This window comes from Nocardiopsis sp. LDBS0036 (assembly GCF_041228755.1).
GTDB classification, from domain to species: domain Bacteria; phylum Actinomycetota; class Actinomycetes; order Streptosporangiales; family Streptosporangiaceae; genus Nocardiopsis; species Nocardiopsis dassonvillei.
This window is the reverse complement of sequence record NZ_CP141103.1, coordinates 997,374-1,014,588: the sequence shown is the minus strand read 5'-3', so window position 1 is coordinate 1,014,588 and position 17,215 is coordinate 997,374. Positions and strand designations below refer to the sequence as shown.

The window sequence follows — 17,215 nt, the reverse complement described above, 5'->3', positions numbered from 1 at the left end:
ACCCTCAGCCCCGCATCTCCTCCAGGGTCTTGCCGCGGGTCTCCTTCACGAACCTCAGCACGAAGAAGAACGACACCAGCGCGAAGAACGCGTACATCAGGTACGTGCCGCTCAGGCTCCAGTCGCGCAGGCTCGGGAAGCTCACGGTGATGAGCCAGTTGGTGAGCCACTGGGTCGCGGTGGCCACGCCCATCGCCGCGGCACGGATGCGCAGCGGGAACATCTCCCCCAGCAGCACCCACACGACCACGCCCCACGACAGCGCGAAGAAGAGCACGAACAGGCTGGCCGCGGTCAGCGCCACCGCGCCCCAGCCGAACGACAGCGTCACCTCCTCGCCCCGCACCACCGCGTGGTTGAAGGCGTAGGCGGCCAGCGCCAGCGCCACCGTCATCCCGGCCGAGCCCACCAGCAGCAGCGGCTTGCGGCCGACCCGGTCCACCAGCAGGATCGCCACGAACGTACCCACGATGTTCACGATGGAGGTGAACAGGCTCAGCAGCAGCGAGGCCGACTCCTCCACCCCCACGGACTGCCACAGCGAACTGGAGTAGTAGAAGATGACGTTGATCCCGACCAGCTGTTGGAACGCCGAGACGGCCATGCCGATCCACACGATGGGCAGCAGACCGTAGCGGCCGGTCAGGTCGCTCAGCCTGGGCCGGACCTCCGAGCCCAGCGCCTCGCGGATCTCCCCGATGCGCTTGTCCACCCGCTCGGCTCCGCCGCCCTCGACGTCGGCCAGGATGCGGCGGGCGCGTTCGGTCTGCCCCACGCGCACCAGGTAGCGGGGAGATTCGGGGATGAGCACGCTCAGCCCCAGGTAGACCAGGGCGGGCAGGACCTCGACGCCCAGCATCCACTGCCAGGCCTGGATCGGCCCCAGCATGCCGCTCGCGGTGCCGTCGGCCATCTGGGCGATGCCGTAGTTGACCAGCTGCGAGGCGGCGATGCCCAGCACGATGGCCAGCTGCTGCAACGACGCCAGGCGGCCGCGGTAGGCCGCGGGCGACACCTCTGCGATGTAGGTCGGGGCGATCACCGAGGCCAGGCCGATGGCGACACCGCCCAGGATCCGCCAGGCGGTCAGGTCCCACACGTTGAACGGCAGCGCCGAGCCGACGGCGCTGATCGCGAACAGCACACCGGCGATCTGCATGGTGCGGATGCGGCCGAGGCGGTCGGCCAGGGCCCCCGCGACCGCGGCGCCCACCACGCAGCCCAGGAGCGCGGCGGCGACCGTGAAGCCCAGCGTGGCGGGGCCCACTCCGAAGTACTCCTGGATGGCGGGTACCGCTCCGTTGATGACCGCGCTGTCGTAGCCGAACAGGAAACCGCCCATCGCCGCGGCCGCGGCGATCATCGTCACGTGGACGATGTTGCCCTCCCCCGCCGGAACCGACTCGTCCCCGGCCTGTCTGGCTCCGCTCACGTCTGGTGTCCCTTCCACGTCGCACAGTGCTCGTCCCCAGAGTGGACACGTCGGGAAGCCGAGGGTCACGGACAAAACGCCCACGGGCCAAAAGATGTCCATCGTTTGGCCCGCGACGTGTATCGGTCACGCGGTGCCCGACCGCGTACGATCTGGACGGGTTCCCGACGGTGCCGTGAGGAAGGTGTGTCCTGTTGACCGTGCTCTTCGACCTGTTCGGCGTCCTTGCCCGCCACCAGTCCGAGGAGGGCAGGGACCGGTTGGTCCGGATCGCGGGCGCACCAGCCCCGGCCTTCTGGGAGGCGTACTGGGCGCGGCGCCAGCCCTACGACCGCGCGGACGTGAGCGCCGCCGAGTACTGGCGCGGCGTGGGCGAGGACCTGGGCACGCGCTTCGACGGGGAGCGCATCGCCGCGCTCGTCGAGGCCGACGTCGCCAGCTGGAGCGCCGTGGACGAGACCATGGTCGCCCTGGTCGGGGAGCTCGCGGCCTCCGGCCGGCGGATCGGGCTGCTGTCCAACATCCCCGAGGAGTTGGCCGCCCACTACGAGGCGCACCACCCCTGGCTCGACCGCTTCCACGTGCGCGCCTTCTCCTGCCGTATCCGCCGAGCCAAGCCCGAACCGGGCGCCTACCGGTGGTGCCAGGAGGCCCTGGGCGTGGAGCCGGGGCGCATCCTCTTCGTCGACGACCGCGAGGAGAACGTCCGGGCCGCCGAGGCGCTGGGCATGGGCGGCCACGTGTTCACCGCCGCCGACGGGTTCCGCGAGGGCCTCGCGCGCTGGGAGTCCGCTCCGGCGGGCTGAGCCCCGTCCGCCGCGCGGTCCGGGGCTCGGCTCGGGTACCGCCGTCTCAGGCGGCGTCCTCTGCGGCGAGGGCGGACTGGAAGACGCCGAAGTTCCCGGTCATCCACAGGGGCGTCAGCTTCACGCCGGCGACGCGCCAGCCGTTCAGGGTGCGGGCGAACCGGTTCGTTTGACATCCTCTCCCGCCCGGTCGCTGTCGCCCAGGCTGTTGGGCAGGTGGTGGCTCGCCCGCACGTGGGCCATACACGTGGCGTGGTCGTCCCCGTCGAAGGTGACCACGTGGTTCGTGCGCATGTGCTGCGCGGCCTGGAAGGACTCCGTCCGCGGCGCGGTACCCGCGACCCACGCGTCGGCGGTGAGGCGTACGGCCGGCGGGCCGAAGCCCTCGCCGAAGTCGACCTCGACCTCGTCCGTGAAGCAGGAGCGGAACAGCTCCCAGTCACGGGAGTCGGTTCCGGTGGCGTAGCGGGTCTGGACCTCGCTGATCTCGGCCCGGTCCAGCAGACGCCTGAGTTCGGCGTCGTGGGGCCGTGTGTGGTGTGTCCGCGTCAGGGGACGTTCCTTTCCTGGGGCGCGCCGGTGTCGACGGCGGCGGAGTCGGTGAACGGTCGGGTTCATGGCGCCGCTGGGGATGTCAGGCGGTGTGAGGTGTCCTCAGCGGAAAGGCCACTCCGGTGAGTTCCTCGGAGGCCCGCCACAGTCGGCGCGCGGCGTCGACGTCGCGCGCCTTCGCCGCGCGTGGGACCAGCTTCGGTGCGCCCCGGAGCCCCATCATGCGGCGGGGACCGGCGTAGCTGTCGCCGGGGACGTCCGCCGTGGCGGCGTAGAGCGTGGGCAGGGCGCCCTGTTCCGCGCTCTGCGTGACCAGACCGATCAGTGCCTGGCTCGCCCGCAGCCACAGGCCGCGCCCCTCGGTCCTCATCAGGTTCGTGGCGGAGATTCCGGGGTGGGCGGCCGTCGATGTCACCGGGGAACCGGCCTCGGCGAGGCGCCGCTGGAGTTCCGAGGCGAACAGGAGGTTGGCGAGTTTGGACTGGCCGTAGGCGGGATAGGCCCGGTAGGGCTTGCGCTCCCAGTTGAGGTCGGCGAAGTCGATCGAGCCGATCAGGTGCGCGAGCGAGGCCACCGTGACGACCCTTCCCCGGATCCGCGGCAGCAGCAGGTTCGTGAGCGCGAAGTGGCCGAGGTGGTTGGTCCCGAACTGCGACTCGAAACCGTCGGCGGTGCGGGACAACGGCGGGAGCGACAGGCCGGCGTTGTTGACGAGCAGGTCGACGGGCTCGGTGAGCCGCCGCGCGAACGCCCGTATCGAGGACAGGTCGGCGAGGTCGAGTTCGCGGACCTCGACGTCACCGGCCATCGTCGCGGCGGCGGCGCGGCCCCTGTCGAGGTCGCGGACGGCGAGCAGGACCCGGGCGCCGCGTTCGGCGAGGACGCGGGCGGTGACGCGTCCGATCCCGCTGTTCGCGCCGGTGACGACGGCGGTGCGGCCGGTCATGGAAGGGACGTCTTCGACGGACAACGGTGGCATGGCCCCGAATGTAGTCAGTGCAAACAATGATGTCAATGCAAACATCGCGTGTTAGGATGGCGGACGTGACCCCACCCGCCGGGCAGCGCCCCTACCACCACGGCAACCTCCGCAGCGCGATCCTCGACGCCGCCGCGCGCCAGCTGCGCGAGCACGGAGCGGACCAGCTCTCCCTGCGGGACCTGGCCAGGGAGGTCGGCGTGAGCCACGCCGCGCCGCGGAGGCACTTCGCCGACCGGCAGGCGCTCCTCGACGCCCTGGCCGAGGCGGGGTTCGTCCGGTTGGGCGAGGCGCTGCGCACCGCGCTGGCGGAGGCCGGGGACGCGTTCGACGTACGGGTGCACGGGGCCGTGCTGGCCTTCGCCCGTTTCGCCACCGAGAACGCCGCGCTGCTCGAACTGATGAACTCCGGCAAACACCGGCCGGGAGCCACACGGCTCGTCGAGGCGGCCGAGGCCGCCTTCGGGCAGGTCAGCGAGCTGATCGAGGAGGGCCAGGAGCGCGGCGCGCTCGAACACGGCGACCCCGAGCGCATCGGGATCATCCTGTACGCGACCGTGCAGGGCATCGCGACGATGGTCAACGGCGGCATGATCGACGCGGACAGGCTCGACGGGCTGGTCGAGACCGCGGTCGAGCAGTTCCTGCGGGGCGCCCGCCCCCACGGCCGGTAACCGTCCACCGGCCGAACCCACCGCCCCTCTATCGTTGCCGTTGATGACAACCCACGGAACGGACATCACCGAGGACCTGGTCCGGGACCTGCTGCGCGAGCGGCACCCCGACCTGGCGGACCTGCCCCTCAGACTCGGAGCGCGCGGCTGGGACAACCAGGTGTGGCGGCTCGGCGACGACCTCGCCGTCCGGCTGCCCTGGGCGACGCGGTCCGCGGACGCGCTGCTGCGCAAGGAACACACCTGGCTGCCCGCCCTCGCCCCGCTCCTTCCCCTGCCGGTCCCCGTCCCGCAGCGCCTCACCGAGCCCTCCGCACGGTTCCCGCGGCCCTGGCTCGTCACCACCTGGGTGCCCGGCGAACCCGCCGACCGCGCCCCCGCGACGCGCGCCGAGGAGGCCGCCGCCACCCTGGCCGCCTTCCTGACGGCCCTGCACCACCCCGCCCCGGACGACGCGCCGACGGGCCGGGACCGGGGGAACCCGCTGGCCGAGACCGCCGAGGACTTCACCCGAGGACTCGCCGCGGCCGTCGAACGGGGTCTGGTCCGCGACCCGGACGCCGTCCGCGCGGTCTGGGAGGACGCCGTCGCCGCGCCCGAGTGGGCGGGCCCGCGGGTGTGGCTCCACGGCGACCTGCACCCTGCCAACGTCCTGACCACGGGCGGCGACCTCTCGGGCGTGATCGACTTCGGCGACCTCTTCGCCGGTGACCCGCCTGCGACCTCGCCGCCGCGTGGATCCTGCTGCCGGACGGCGCCGCCGACCTCTTCCACGCCGCCTACCGGCCGGGCCCGGACGCCGCGACCCTGCGCCGCGCCCGCGGCTGGGCGGTGCTGCGCGCCCTCAGCGGTATCCACATCGGGGACGCCGGGGTCCACGGCCGCCCCGGCGGCAAGGCCACCTGGGGACCGCCCGCCCACGCCTCGTTGCGGCGCCTCACCGCGTCGCTCCAGCGGTGACCGGGGGGTGTCCCGGCGGAAGCCGCTGACCAGAGCCTCACGCCCTCAGCGGTTCCCGCCGCCCCGGCCCGCGCCCGGCGGCCCCAGGCGACGAAGACCGGCGCCAGCGGCCACCGGGCGGCCCGGAGCCCCCTGCGGAGCCCCCGGCGGGAGGAGGGACGGGGCAAACAGCCGCCCCGCACAAGACTTCCGCCGCGTTTTTGGCTGGTTAGGCGACTGCGCCGTCCGCGTCCGGAGCCCCAGGATCGTCCCCGTGACCACATTCCTTCCCCTGGCCGAGAAGGCCCTTCGCCGCGAGACGCCCACCCGCGCCGAACTCCTCGGAGTTCTGAGCAGCTCCGACGACGACCTGATGGACCTGGTCGCCGCGGCCTTCCGCGTCCGACGGCGTTACTTCGAGCGCCGCGTCAAGCTCAACTACCTCGTGAACGTCAAGAGCGGACTGTGCCCGGAGGACTGCTCCTACTGCTCCCAGCGCCTGGGCTCCGACGCCGGAATCGTCAGGTACACCTGGCTCAGGCCCGACCAGACCCGCGAGGCCGCCTCCCACGGGGTGAGGGCGGGCGCCACCCGGGTCTGCCTGGTGGCCAGCGGGCGCGGCCCCACCGACCGCGACGTGGAACGGCTGGCCCCCGCCATCGAGGGCATCAAGAGCGAGCACCCCGGCGTGGAGGTGTGCGCCTGCCTGGGTCTGCTCTCCGAGGGCCAGGCCGACCGGCTGCGCCGGGCCGGGGCCGACGCCTACAACCACAACCTCAACACCTCGGAGGAGCGCTACGCCGACATCTGCACCACCCACGCGTTCGCCGACCGGGTGGACACCGTGACCCGGGCGAAGCAAGCGGGCCTGTCCCCCTGCTCCGGGCTGATCGCCGGGATGCGGGAGAGCGACGACGACCTGGTCGACGCCCTGTTCGCGCTGCGCGAACTGGAACCGGACTCGGTGCCGGTCAACTTCCTCATGCCCTTCGAGGGCACCCCGCTGGAGGGCACCTGGGAGCTGACCCCGCAGCGGTGCCTGCGCGTCCTGGCCGCCGCCCGGTTCGTCTTCCCCGACGTGGAGGTGCGCCTGGCGGGCGGCCGCGAGATCCACCTGCGCTCCCTCCAGCCGCTGGCGCTGCACATCGCCAACTCGGTGTTCCTGGGCGACTACCTCACCAGCGAGGGACAGGCGGGCCGGGCCGACCTGGAGATGATCGAGGACGCCGGTTTCACCGTGCAGGGCGCGGGCGAGCCCACCCTGCCCAGGGAGCGCCACGACCTGCTCAGGCCGCGCCGGAGGGGCGCCGGAACCGCTCTTCCGCCCAACGCCTGACACCGGCGCGGCCCGGGGCGCGGCGCGCTCCGTCCCCGCGCGCCGCGCCGACCCGTCCCGCTCAGGAGCGCGGGACGGGCTGCTCCGCGTTCCAGACGGGGATCTGCTGGTAGTTCTGGGCGGCCTCGGCGGCCAGCGCGTCCTCCTGCCGGTCGCGCACGCACTTGGCCAGGGTGAACGTGGACGTGACCACGTAGAGCAGGCCCAGGCCGAGGAAGGCCCGGATCCACAGGTCGACGGGGAGGTAGACGATCCCCGCGCCCACTCCGACCGACGCCGCGCCGAAGGACAGGACGGACTGGAGGAAGAACTGCGGGGTGGACCGGGGCTGGGGGGTGTAGGGGTTCATGCGTCCATGCTGACGGCTCCCCCGACCGCGCGCCTGAGTACCGCTACTCAACTCCACGCCTGGCCCCGCCGGCCCCGGACGGTCCGGGCCGCTCCCGCCGCGGACGGGGTCAGGCGGGGGCCATGGGCCGGTCGGGCCGGAAGGGGGACAGGTCCACGCCGGGGTCCTCCCCCATGGCCAGCCGGGCGGCGACCAGCCCCTGGAAGGGCCCGAAGGTCAGCCCCTCGCCGCCCAGCCCGGTCGCCACCACCACACCGGGCAGCCGTTCCACGGTCCCCAGCAGCTGCCGTCCGTCGTGCGTGCACGGCCGCAGCCCCACCCGCGTCTCCACCACCGTGGCGTCCGCCAGTTCGGGCAGCACCTCGACCGCGGTGGAGAGGTTGTGCAGCAGGCCCGACGCCGTCACCCGCCGGTCGAACCCGGCCTCCGGTTCCCACGTGCCGCCGGTGACCACCCGGTCGGGGCCGAAGGCCGACACGAAGTACCCGCGCTCGCCGAACCGCACCACCGGCCAGGCGCGGGTGTCGCGCCCCGGCAGCGCGAAGTGCGTCACCTGCCCGCGCACCGGGTGCACGGGCAGGTCCACACCGGCGGTCGCCAGCAGTCCGGCCGACCACGCGCCCGCGGCCACCACGACCACGGGCGCCTCCAGGGCCTCGCTCCCCACCCGCACACCGCCCACCCGGCGGCCGTCCCACAGCAGGCGGCACTCCCCCTTGAAGTAGCGCAGTCCCCGCTCCTCGGCGGCGTTGAACAGGGCGACCCGCGCCGCCGCCCCGTTCAGCCGGGCCATGCCCTCCACGAACACCCCGCCGTAGGCTTCGGGCAGGAGCGGGAACCGCTCGCGCGGCCCGCCCGGGGCCAGGCGCTCCACCGCGCCCATCGTCGCGAACTCCGGGCGCTCGGACAGGTTGCGCAGCAGGTCGAACCCGGCGTCGTCGCCCTCCCGGTCCACGGACAGGCCCCCGACCACCTCGTAACCGGTGGCCTGGCCGTCCTCGGCCAGCTCGGCCATCAGCCGCGGGTAGTGCTCGGCCGCGCGGGCCTTGAAGTCCCACACCGGCGGCTCGTCCCACGGCAGCGGCCAGGGGAAGACCACCCCCAACCCGGCGGCCGTGGCCTGCCCGGGGTGCGAGGCGTCCACCAGCGCGGTGGACACGCCCTTCCTGGCCAGGTGGAACGCCGCGCTCGTCCCCACGATCCCGCCGCCGACAATGATCACGTCCATGGCCACCACCCTGCCCCCGCCCGCACCGGCGAACAAGCCGAACGACCCGCGTGCCGCGTCCGGAAAAAGGGTACGGGTGCGCGATAGGTTGTGCTCTTCCCAGATCCCGGCGCCGCACCCCTGGAGGACGTGTACGTGGACGGATACACCTACTACGGGGTCGCCCTGATGCGCCGCCCCGGCCCCGACCTGGCACGGGGCGCCGCCCCCCGCACGGAGGTGGACCCGGTCCTGGCAGCGCGCCAGTACACGATCTACCAGGAGGCCGTCGCCTCGGCCGGGTGGCGGGTGTGCGAGGTCGAACCGGCGCCCGAGCACCCCGACGCGGTGTTCGTGGAGGACACCGTGGTGGTGTGCGAGGACCTGGCGGTCCTGACCCGCCCCGGCGCGCGTGAGCGCCGCGGCGAGGTGGAGGGGGTCGAGGCGGCGGTGCGCAGGCTCGGCCTGCGGGTGGCGCGGGTGGAGGCGCCCGGGACCCTGGACGGCGGTGACGTGCTCCAGGTGGGGTCGACCGTCTACGTGGGGGTGGGCGGGCGCACCGACGCCGAGGGCGCCGCCCAGCTCGAACAGCTGCTCAAGCCGCTGGGCCGGGAGGTCGTGCGCGTGGGTATGGGCGCGGCACCGCACCTGAAGTCGGCGGTGACCGCGCTGCCCGACGGCACGCTGGTGGGCCTGCCCGAGCTGGTGGAGGCCGGCGCGCTGCCTCCCGTGCGCCGTGCGGCCGAGGAGCGGGGCGCACACGTGCTGCCCCTGGGCGGACGCGACGTGCTGGTCAGCGCCGCCGCGCACGAGACGATCCACCAGCTGAGCGCCGACCGGTGGCGGGTGCTGCCGGTGGACGTCTCCGAGTTCGAGAAGCTGGAGGCGTGCGTGACCTGCCTGAGCGTCCTGATCCCCAACCGGTCCTGAGAGGTCGGCGGCGCGGATCGGCGCGGGAGGGCACGCCGTTCGGTCCCGGCCCCCTCCCTCAGGGCGGGGGAGGCGGGCCCTCTGCCGTGGGCAGAACCGGAACCCGCGGCCCCCGCGCGGTCGTTGACGGGGGTGCCGGAGACCGACAGAAACCCCCGGGAGAACGATGAGCGCCGTCCGACTGATCCGCAGCCAGACCCTGACCGAGGCCGTGGACTACGCCTACGCCGCCACGGTCCGGGCGCCCGCGCGCGTGGTGTGGACCGCGGGCGCCTGCCCGCTCGACGGGGACGGCCGCACCGTCGCGGTCGGCGACTACGCGGGCCAGGCCGAGCAGGTCATGCGCAACCTGCGCACCGCGCTGAACGACGCCGGAGCCGACCTGGCCGACGTCGTCAAGACCACGGTCTACGTCGCCTCCGACCGTCAGGAGGACCTGTTGGCGGCCTGGGAGGTGGTGCGCGCGCACATGGGCGGGCACGACGCGCCCAGCACCCTGCTCGGGGTGGCCGTGCTCGGCTACGACGACCAGCTGGTCGAGGTGGAGGCGGTCGCCGTGACCGGCTGAGGCATCCCTCCCCCGCCCTGAGTATCCCGCCCGACCGGCCGGCGCCAGGAGTGGAGGACCGAAAGCGTCCTCCGCTCCTGGCACACTGCCGACATGAGAGCGACCTCCGCGCGCCTGCTGCGCCTGCTGTCCCTGCTCCAGACCCGCAAGGACTGGCCGGGCGGCGAACTCGCCGACCGCCTCCAGGTGAGTCCGCGCACCGTCCGCCGCGACGTGGACCGCCTCCGCGAGCTGGGCTACCCCATCCAGGCCACCATGGGTACCGGGGGCGGCTACCAGCTCGGCGCGGGCGCCGCCCTGCCGCCCCTGCTGCTGGACGACGACGAGGCCGTGGCGGTCGCGGTCGGGCTGCGCACCGCCGCCCAGGGCGGGGTGTCGGGGATCGAGGAGACCTCGGTGCGCGCCCTGGCCAAGCTCTTGCAGGTGCTGCCCTCGCGGCTGCGGCGCCGGGTGGACGCCCTGGGCGCCTTCACCGTCCCCATGCCCTCCGACGGGCCCACGGTGGACGCCGACGTGCTCGCGTTGGTGGCCGCCACCTGCCGGGACAGCGAACGGCTGCGCTTCGACTACGAGCGCCACGACGGCAGCGCCTCGCGCCGGGTGGTGGAGCCCCACCGGCTGGTCTCGCGCGGGCGGCGCTGGTACCTGGTGGCCTGGGACACCGAACGCGACGACTGGCGCACCTTCCGGGTGGACCGGATGCGCCCGCTCACGCCGACCGGACCGCGGGTGCCCCCGCGCGACCCGCCCGAGCAGGGGGTCGCCGCCTACCTGCGGGAACGCATCGACGTGCACATGTGGCCCGTGCAGGCGCGGATCAGGCTGTTCGTCCCGGCGGAGGAGGCCGAGCGCACGGCGGCGGGCTTCGGGCGGATCGAGCCGGTGGACGAGCGCTCGTGCGTTCTGGTGTGCTCCGGGGACTCGCTGCTCCACATGGCCTGCTACCTGGGCATGCTCGACGTGGAGATGGAGGTGGAGGAGCCCGCCGAACTGCGCGGGCACATGTCGCGCCTGTCGGAGAGGTTCGGCCGCGCGGCGGCCTCGGGCTGAGCCCGCGCGTTCAGAGTCGGTGGACCTCGGTCAGGTCGATGTCCACGGGGTAGGGGAACTCGACCTTGAGCCGGTCGTGGTGGATACCGGTGGGCACATAACAGGCCTTGGCCGGGTCCAGCTCGTACACGTACACCACGGGCGAGCTGTCGTTGTTCTCCACCCGCCAGAAGTGGGGGATGCCCGCCTGGGCATAGAGCTGGGGCTTACGGTGCCGATCCCGCTCCATGGACTCCTGCGACACCACCTCGACCGCAAGCGCCACCGCATCCGGGAGGAAGGTGCTCTGCCGGTTGTCCACCGCCTCGGTGGCCACAACCATGATGTCCGGCTCGGGGCGCTGGCGCGGTCCGAGCGTCACGGTCATCTCACGGCGCACACGGTAGTGAGCTGGAACCGTGTGGCGTAGACCGATGGTGAGCAGGTCCATCACAACGCTGTGGAAGCCCATCTGGGGACTCACGAGGACGAGACTCCCGTCGATCAGTTCTGTGTGGGGAGGGAGGTCGGGCAGAGTGTCCAGGTCCTCGGCTCTGAATCCCCTGCTCGGGGGGATGAGCCAGTCCGGTACCGGCTGTGCGCACATACCCGCCTACCCGTCGTGGGAGTTCCCTGTGCGGTAATCGTAGCCCGCCCCGCCTCTGACAGGGCGGAGTTCGCCCGAACGCACGCCAAAACCACTACTTTAGGGAGTCGTTTCTTTCCGGAGAGTAGTGAAAGTAGTGGTGCAGGTGACCATCCACGACCACGGACCCGAACTGCGCGACCTGAGCGCGCCGCCCACCGTCCGGGACCTGTGCCCCGGCTACCGCCTCGCCCGCTGGGACTCCCCCGCGACCCTGGCCCCGCCCTGCCGGGAACGCCTGCACCGCGTCCTGCGCGACCTGGCCGCGCGGGCCTTCGGCGCCGACCACTCGTCCTACTGGCGCGCCCGGATCGACGCCGGGTTCTTCGACCAGGTCGCCTCCCTGGCGCTGATCCTGGGCCCCGACGGCTCCCCCGTCGGCTGGGGCGGCTACCACCGCCGCCGCTTCGCCTCCCGGCGCGCCGTGTACCTGGACGCGGCGGGCGTGGTCCCCGCCCACCGCCGCTCGGGCCTGTCCGCCGCCCTGATGATCCACTTCCTGACCCGAGAGGTCCTCGCCCACCCGCTGCGGACCACCTACGTCGTCCTGCGCACCCGCCACCCGGCCGTCTACGCCGCGTGGCGCCAGAGCCTGGGCGACGCGCGCGTCTTCCCCAACGAACTCCGGCCCCTCCCCGCTCGGGTCCGGCGCGTCGCGGGCGAGGCCGCCGAGTGGCTGGGCGACGGGCCCAACCTGGACCCCGACACGCTGCTGATCCACGACGCCTACCGCGTGTTCGACGGCCGGATCTACGGCACCCGGCCCCGCAGCGGCCACCTCGCTCTCGACGACTACTTCGCCCACGAGGTCGGCCCCCGCGACGCCGTGCTGATGGTGGTACGCATGAGCGTGCCCGCCCTGGCACGGGCCACCGCCGCACGCCTGCTGCACGCGCGTCGGCGCCCGCGGGAGGCCGGGGACCTTCCCGCGGGCGCCGGGGAACCAGGGCGTGGGACCGCTCCCAAGAAGGAGAGGGAGGGAGCGGCCGGGATCATGCCAGGGGCACGGCCTTGACCGTGGCCGGGCTGTAGACCAGGCCGCCCACGTCACGGATCTGGTCCATGATCCGGGCCAGGCGCAGGCTCTCGGCCCAGGGCATGTCGGGGCTCTCCAGCTCACCGGCGGCCACGCACCGCGCGACCTCCTCGGCCTCGTACTCGTAGCCGTTGGCGCGGAAGGGCCGGGAGAAGGCCTCCGGCTCGTGGCCGTCGCGGTGCAGCACCACGTCGGTGGCCATCCAGAAGTTCGGGATCTCCAGCCTGCCCTTCGTCCCGGCCAGCACCCCCCGGTTGGGCAGCGTGGTCCGCGAGGCGCACGACAGCGAGCCGGTGCCCCCGTTCTCACCGCGCACGAGCACGGTGGTGGCGGTGTCCACCATCCGGTCGGGCGACAGGTGGCGGGTGGCGCCCACCACGGTCAGCTCGCCCAGGTGCTGGGAGGCGAAGGCCAGCGGGTACACGCCCAGGTCGAGCAGGGCGCCGCCGCCCAGGTCGGCGTTGAAGAGGCGGTGGTCGGGGTCGTAGGGGGCGTTGAAGCCGAACTCGGCCGAGAGCCAGCGCACCTCGCCGATCGCGCCGTCCTCCACCAGGTCGCGGACCAGGCGGGAGGCGGGCAGGTAGCGCGTCCACATCGCCTCCATCAGGAAGAGGCCGCCCTCGCGGGCCGCCTCGGCCATCTGCGAGACCTGGAGGGCGTTCATCGCCATGGGCTTCTCGACCAGGACGTGTTTGCCCGCCCTGAGGCAGGTCAGGGTGTTGGGGTGGTGCCAGGGGTGGGGGGTGGCCACGTACACGGCGTCCACGTTCGGGCTCTGGGCCAGGGCCTCGTAGCTGCCGTGGCGTTCGGGGACGTCCCAGGCCCGGCCGAACTCCTCGGCGCGCTCGGGGGTGCGCGAGCCGACCGCGGTGAGCCGGGCCGTGGGGGTGGACCCGAGCGCCTCGGCGAAGGAGTGGGCGATACCGCCGGTCCCGAGCACGCCCCAGCGCAGTACGCCGTTTTCATCTGTCATGGGAGCATCCTAAAAAACAGGGCCTCGCCGGGGTGCGGGCGGGGAAGGTGCTCGGTTTCCGCGGCCGCGGCCCGTACGGTGGCCAGGAGACGGGCGAGGCGCCCGCAGGCCACGAACGGAGGGGGATATGTCGGACAACCCAGGCACTCTCGCCCAGAGGCTCGGGGTGCGCCCCGGCGACCGGCTGCTCGTCCTCAACGCCCCCGAGCGCTACCTGCGGCTGCTGGAACCGCCCCCCGACATCCACATCGACCTGGGCCCCATCGAGGGCGCCGACTACGACGACGTGCACCTGTTCGCCCTGGACCGGGGCACCGTGGGCCGTGAGGCGCCCCGCGTCCTGGAGGTGGTGGGGCCGGGCACCCGCCTGTGGGTGTGCTATCCCCGGCGCGGCGGCACCATCATCACCGACCTGGCCGCGGACCGGGGCTGGGATCCGCTCCTGGACTCGGGGTGGCGCGGTACCGCCCAGGTGCCGATCGACTCGGACTGGGCGGCACTGCGCTTCGAACGCGCCGGAGCGGGCCGGTCTAACCCGACGTGACGCTGAGCGCGCCGCTGACGGTGTCGGCCTGGATGCGGGCCTCCGCCTCCGGGGAGGTGTCCACGTCCACGCGGCGTTCCCCGGACGCGGACTCCCCGGTGACCTCGTAGGCGCCCTCGGGCACCCGCACGTCGATCCCGCCGCTGATGCTCTCCAGGCTCATCAGGTCGAAGGCGTCGTCGGTGGCGACCCCGATGCCCCCCGAGACCGTGGAGACCTGGGCCTCGGTGAAGCCCCCGCCCACCCGGACGTCGCCGCTGGTGGACTCGGCCACGATCGTGCGCGCGCCGAACCCGGACACGTCCACGTCACCGGAGGTGCTCGCGGCCTGGAGGTGTTCGCCCGCCCCCTCGGCGATGATCCGGCCGCTGGTGGTCTCCGCGACCACGGAACCCTCCACCCCGGTCACGTCGATCGTGCCGCTGACGGACTCGGCGGTGACGTCGCCGCTGTTGCCGTCCACCCGCACCTCGCCGCTGATGCTGCCCAGCTCCAGCTCGCCGTCGACGTTCTCCACGCTGATCCGGCCGTTGACCGTCTCCACGCTCACCGCGGTCCCCACCGGGACCGCGACCTCGTAGTCGATCCGGCAGCCGTCGAAGAACGGCACGCCCAGGCACGCGGCCTCCACCTGGAGGGCGCCGTCGTCCTCCTCGATGTCCTCCTCCGGTTCGGTGAGGGGGGTTCCGCGCAGGGTGCGGTCCACCTGCACCCGCTCGGAGCCGCCGGTGAGGACGACGTCGCCGCCGGTGCCGTTCTCGATCTCCACGGCCTGGGGCGCGCCGTAGGCGTCGCTGCGTGTGCCGCGGTCCACGCCCACGTTGCCCAGGACGGAGACGGCGGTCGCCACCACCACGCCCAGCACCAGCACCGCGCCCAGGAGCAGCCACGGGCCCACGCGGAACCCGCGCGGCTCCTTGCTCGAAGAGGCGTACAGGCCCCGTGCCTTGAATGTCACTGTTCTTCCTTCCTCGTTGGGCTCGCGCCCCCTCTGGTGTCCGCGGTCAGTCCCGGTCCGCGCCGCGCAGGTAGCGCAGCACGGCCTGCACCCTGCGGTGGTCGTGGTCGTCGTGGCCCAGGTCCAGCTTGGTGAAGATCGATCGGATGTGCTTCTCCACGGCGCGTTCGGTGACGGTCAGCCGCGAGGCCACGCCCGCGTTGTTCAGCCCCTGCGCCATGAGCTCCAGCACCTCGGTCTCGCGCGGGGTGAGCCGGGCCAGGGCGTTGTCGCGCCGTCGGCTGAGCAGCTGCGAGACCACCTCCGGGTCGATGGCGGCGCCGCCCCCGGCGACGCGGCGCAGCACCGACAGGAACTCGTCGATGTCGGCGACCCGGTCCTTGAGCAGGTAGCCGACCCTGCTGGCCCCGCTGCCGAGCAGGTCGGCGGCGTAGCGGCTGACCACGTGCTGGGACAGCAGCAGCACCGCCACCTCCGGGTACTTCTGGCGGATGGCGATACCCGCCTGGATGCCCTCCTCGGAGTAGGTGGGCGGCATGCGGATGTCGACCAGGCACAGGTCCACGTCGGGGTGCTCCTCCACCGCCCGCATCAGCGCGTCGGCGTCGCCGACCTGCGCGACGATCTCCACCCCCGCGTCCTCCAGCAGGCGGGCCATCCCGCTGCGCAGCAGCACCGAGTCCTCGGCGATGACCACCCTGGGCCCTCTCTCCGCGGGCTGGACGGGGTTCGCACCGGTGTACACGGTCATGCCTCCCAAGGGATGTCGGCGGTCAGGACGGTGCCCTCACCGGCCGGGCTGTGGATGGTCAGGACGCCGTCGACCGCGTCCACGCGGTCCCACAGGCCGTTCAGGCCCGTGCCCGCCCGGGGAGCGGCCCCTCCGGAGCCGTCGTCGGTGACGGTGAGCCGCAGCAGGTCGCCGCCGTCGCGGGCGGGGCGCGACACCCGCTCCGCGGCCACGGTGACCCCGGTGGCGCCGGAGTGCTTGGCGACGTTGTTCAGCGCCTCGCAGGCCACGTAGTAGGCCACCCCCTCGGCGCGCGGGGAGGGGCGCTCCTCCAACTCGACGTCCACCCGCACGGGGACCGGGGCGCGCCCGGCGGCCACGGGCAGGGCCGCGCCCAGTCCGTGGTCGGTCAGGACCCGGGGGTGGAGTCCGCGCGCCACCTGGCGCAGCTCGTCCATGACCTCCCGGGACTCGCGCTGGGCCTCGGTGATCAGCTCCAGGGCCGTGTCGGGGTCGGTGGCCACGCGCGAGCGCGCCCGGGTCAGGGTCATGGTCAGGGCGAGCAGGCGCTGCTGGGCGCCGTCGTGCAGGTCGCGTTCGATGCGGCGGCGCTCGGCCTCGGCGGCGTCGACCATGCGCAGGCGGCTGTCCTGGACGTGCAGCAGGCGGCGGCGGATGCGCACCTCGGGCGCCTCGAACAGCAGCCTGCGGTGCAGCAGGACCTCGGTGGCGACCATGTAGGGGGCCAGGCGCAGTCCGACGAGGGCGCACAGCGGCCCGAACACGACCAGGACCAGGGGTCCGACCAGGTCGCCGGGAGAGCCCATCACCAGCACGAACACGATCCCCATCAGGGCGCCCGCGACCGACGCCCCGCCGCACACCACCAGCGCCACCACCACGCCCCCGGCCAGCAGGCCGTGGATCCCGGCGACGGTGCTGTAGACGACCGCCGACCAGGCGTCGCGGCCGAACACGAACCGCCAGGCGCGCACGAGCGGCTTGTCGTGGGCCAGGGGGTCGGGCGGGCTGGTCTCCACGATCCCGAACACGTTGTCCAGCCGGTTGCGCTGGACCCGGCAGGACAGGCGGGCCAGCAGGGTCGCCAGGGCCGGGAGGCCGACCAGGAAGGCGAGCGAGTCCGAGAGCAGCCGGTCGGGGACGAGCCGGGACACCTCGGGCAGCCAGGGGCCGGAGACCGCGAAGCCGACCCAGGTGGCCGAGACCACCAGCATGAACGCGGGCACCAGGTAGCACAGGGCCAGGGCCAGCGAGGTCATCAGGTGCAGGACCTCGACCACGCGCACGCGCCAGCCGGCCCCGTAGGCTTCGGCCACGCGGGGCAGGGCGGAGAGGGCGGTGAGGAACCCTCCTCTCCCGCCGTTCCTGGCTCTGGTGCGCGTGTTCTGACCGGTCACGCAACCAATCTAGGTTCGGCGGCCCGGGGGCACGAACCCAACAGCACGTGGAGTGCCGGTGGTGCTGGCACCACCCGGGCGTCTCCGGGCGAAGGGAAGGGCGGGTACG

At 73.3% G+C, this 17,215-nt stretch carries 18 protein-coding genes and 1 pseudogene; 9 read left to right on the top strand and 10 right to left on the bottom strand.

The features are described 5' to 3' along the window. Positions 1–4 precede the first annotated feature (4 nt). Complete coding sequence (locus UIS43_RS04215; protein ID WP_013153141.1) at positions 5–1,432, bottom strand: sugar porter family MFS transporter; 1,428 nt, start codon at positions 1,430–1,432, stop codon at positions 5–7. 194 nt (positions 1,433–1,626) lie between these two features. Here UIS43_RS04215 and UIS43_RS04210 point away from each other — a divergent pair, with 194 nt between their 5' ends. Continuing rightward, positions 1,627–2,238 carry an HAD family phosphatase gene (locus tag UIS43_RS04210; protein WP_071622099.1) on the top strand — a complete coding sequence of 204 codons (612 nt, stop codon included), beginning with the start codon at positions 1,627–1,629 and terminating at the stop codon, positions 2,236–2,238. A 144-nt stretch (positions 2,239–2,382) separates the two neighbouring features. Here UIS43_RS04210 and UIS43_RS04205 read toward each other — a convergent pair whose 3' ends face one another. Next, positions 2,383–2,856 carry a nuclear transport factor 2 family protein gene (locus UIS43_RS04205; RefSeq protein WP_013153139.1) on the bottom strand — a complete coding sequence of 158 codons (474 nt, stop codon included), beginning with the start codon at positions 2,854–2,856 and terminating at the stop codon, positions 2,383–2,385. A gap of 16 nt (positions 2,857–2,872) precedes the next feature. Continuing rightward, the gene (locus UIS43_RS04200) at positions 2,873–3,769 is read right to left on the bottom strand and encodes an oxidoreductase (RefSeq protein ID WP_013153138.1); all 897 of its coding nucleotides are present in this window, start codon (positions 3,767–3,769) and stop codon (positions 2,873–2,875) included. A 56-nt stretch (positions 3,770–3,825) separates the two neighbouring features. Between UIS43_RS04200 and UIS43_RS04195 the strand changes: the two genes are divergently transcribed. The 3 genes and pseudogenes from UIS43_RS04195 to bioB all read left to right on the top strand — a co-directional run bounded on the left by UIS43_RS04195 (position 3,826) and on the right by bioB (position 6,718). Further along, positions 3,826–4,443, top strand: coding sequence for a TetR/AcrR family transcriptional regulator (locus UIS43_RS04195; protein ID WP_041552673.1), 618 nt, complete (start codon positions 3,826–3,828; stop codon positions 4,441–4,443). A 43-nt stretch (positions 4,444–4,486) separates the two neighbouring features. Next, a pseudogene (locus UIS43_RS04190) lies at positions 4,487–5,403 on the top strand (phosphotransferase). A 253-nt stretch (positions 5,404–5,656) separates the two neighbouring features. Then, positions 5,657–6,718: a biotin synthase BioB gene (gene bioB, locus UIS43_RS04185; RefSeq protein WP_013153135.1), complete on the top strand. Its 1,062-nt coding sequence runs from the start codon at positions 5,657–5,659 to the stop codon at positions 6,716–6,718. A 61-nt stretch (positions 6,719–6,779) separates the two neighbouring features. On the opposite strand, the gene UIS43_RS04180 is transcribed toward bioB, so the two are convergent. Both UIS43_RS04180 and UIS43_RS04175 read right to left on the bottom strand, forming a co-directional pair. Continuing rightward, positions 6,780–7,067, bottom strand: coding sequence for a YiaA/YiaB family inner membrane protein (locus UIS43_RS04180; RefSeq protein ID WP_013153134.1), 288 nt, complete (start codon positions 7,065–7,067; stop codon positions 6,780–6,782). A gap of 109 nt (positions 7,068–7,176) precedes the next feature. Beyond that, a complete protein-coding gene (locus UIS43_RS04175; protein ID WP_013153133.1) occupies positions 7,177–8,295 on the bottom strand; it encodes an FAD-binding oxidoreductase in 1,119 nt (372 codons plus the stop codon). A 135-nt stretch (positions 8,296–8,430) separates the two neighbouring features. Between UIS43_RS04175 and ddaH the strand changes: the two genes are divergently transcribed. The 3 genes from ddaH (at position 8,431) to UIS43_RS04160 (ending at position 10,822) form a co-directional block, all read left to right on the top strand. After that, positions 8,431–9,204 (top strand): dimethylargininase, encoded by a 774-nt coding sequence (gene ddaH / locus UIS43_RS04170; protein WP_370013226.1) that lies wholly within the window; start codon positions 8,431–8,433, stop codon positions 9,202–9,204. 166 nt (positions 9,205–9,370) lie between these two features. Next, positions 9,371–9,772 carry a RidA family protein gene (locus UIS43_RS04165; protein WP_370012521.1) on the top strand — a complete coding sequence of 134 codons (402 nt, stop codon included), beginning with the start codon at positions 9,371–9,373 and terminating at the stop codon, positions 9,770–9,772. 93 nt (positions 9,773–9,865) lie between these two features. Continuing rightward, positions 9,866–10,822, top strand: coding sequence for a YafY family protein (locus UIS43_RS04160; protein WP_013153130.1), 957 nt, complete (start codon positions 9,866–9,868; stop codon positions 10,820–10,822). Positions 10,823–10,832: 10 nt separating this feature from the next. Here UIS43_RS04160 and UIS43_RS04155 read toward each other — a convergent pair whose 3' ends face one another. Continuing rightward, positions 10,833–11,408 carry a Uma2 family endonuclease gene (locus UIS43_RS04155; protein WP_013153129.1) on the bottom strand — a complete coding sequence of 192 codons (576 nt, stop codon included), beginning with the start codon at positions 11,406–11,408 and terminating at the stop codon, positions 10,833–10,835. Between the two features lie 136 nt (positions 11,409–11,544). Here UIS43_RS04155 and UIS43_RS04150 point away from each other — a divergent pair, with 136 nt between their 5' ends. Beyond that, positions 11,545–12,462 (top strand): GNAT family N-acetyltransferase, encoded by a 918-nt coding sequence (locus UIS43_RS04150; protein WP_083555266.1) that lies wholly within the window; start codon positions 11,545–11,547, stop codon positions 12,460–12,462. On the opposite strand, the gene UIS43_RS04145 is transcribed toward UIS43_RS04150, so the two are convergent. Next, positions 12,440–13,456, bottom strand: coding sequence for a Gfo/Idh/MocA family protein (locus UIS43_RS04145; RefSeq protein WP_013153127.1), 1,017 nt, complete (start codon positions 13,454–13,456; stop codon positions 12,440–12,442). The two genes, UIS43_RS04150 and UIS43_RS04145, sit on opposite strands and share 23 nt — an antisense overlap. 127 nt (positions 13,457–13,583) lie before the next feature. Here UIS43_RS04145 and UIS43_RS04140 point away from each other — a divergent pair, with 127 nt between their 5' ends. After that, positions 13,584–14,000 carry a hypothetical protein gene (locus UIS43_RS04140; protein WP_041552668.1) on the top strand — a complete coding sequence of 139 codons (417 nt, stop codon included), beginning with the start codon at positions 13,584–13,586 and terminating at the stop codon, positions 13,998–14,000. Here UIS43_RS04140 and UIS43_RS04135 read toward each other — a convergent pair. From UIS43_RS04135 to UIS43_RS04125, 3 genes are read right to left on the bottom strand one after another with little or no spacing between them, the layout of a single operon-like run. Next, a complete protein-coding gene (locus UIS43_RS04135; protein WP_370012520.1) occupies positions 13,987–14,958 on the bottom strand; it encodes a DUF4097 family beta strand repeat-containing protein in 972 nt (323 codons plus the stop codon). The two genes, UIS43_RS04140 and UIS43_RS04135, sit on opposite strands and share 14 nt — an antisense overlap. Positions 14,959–15,004: 46 nt before the next feature. After that, a complete protein-coding gene (locus UIS43_RS04130) occupies positions 15,005–15,709 on the bottom strand; it encodes a response regulator transcription factor (RefSeq protein ID WP_019607246.1) in 705 nt (234 codons plus the stop codon). Next, positions 15,706–17,025: a histidine kinase gene (locus UIS43_RS04125; RefSeq protein WP_071622094.1), complete on the bottom strand. Its 1,320-nt coding sequence runs from the start codon at positions 17,023–17,025 to the stop codon at positions 15,706–15,708. Before UIS43_RS04125 ends, UIS43_RS04130 begins: the two co-directional genes overlap by 4 nt. Between the last annotated feature and the right edge of the window lie 190 nt (positions 17,026–17,215).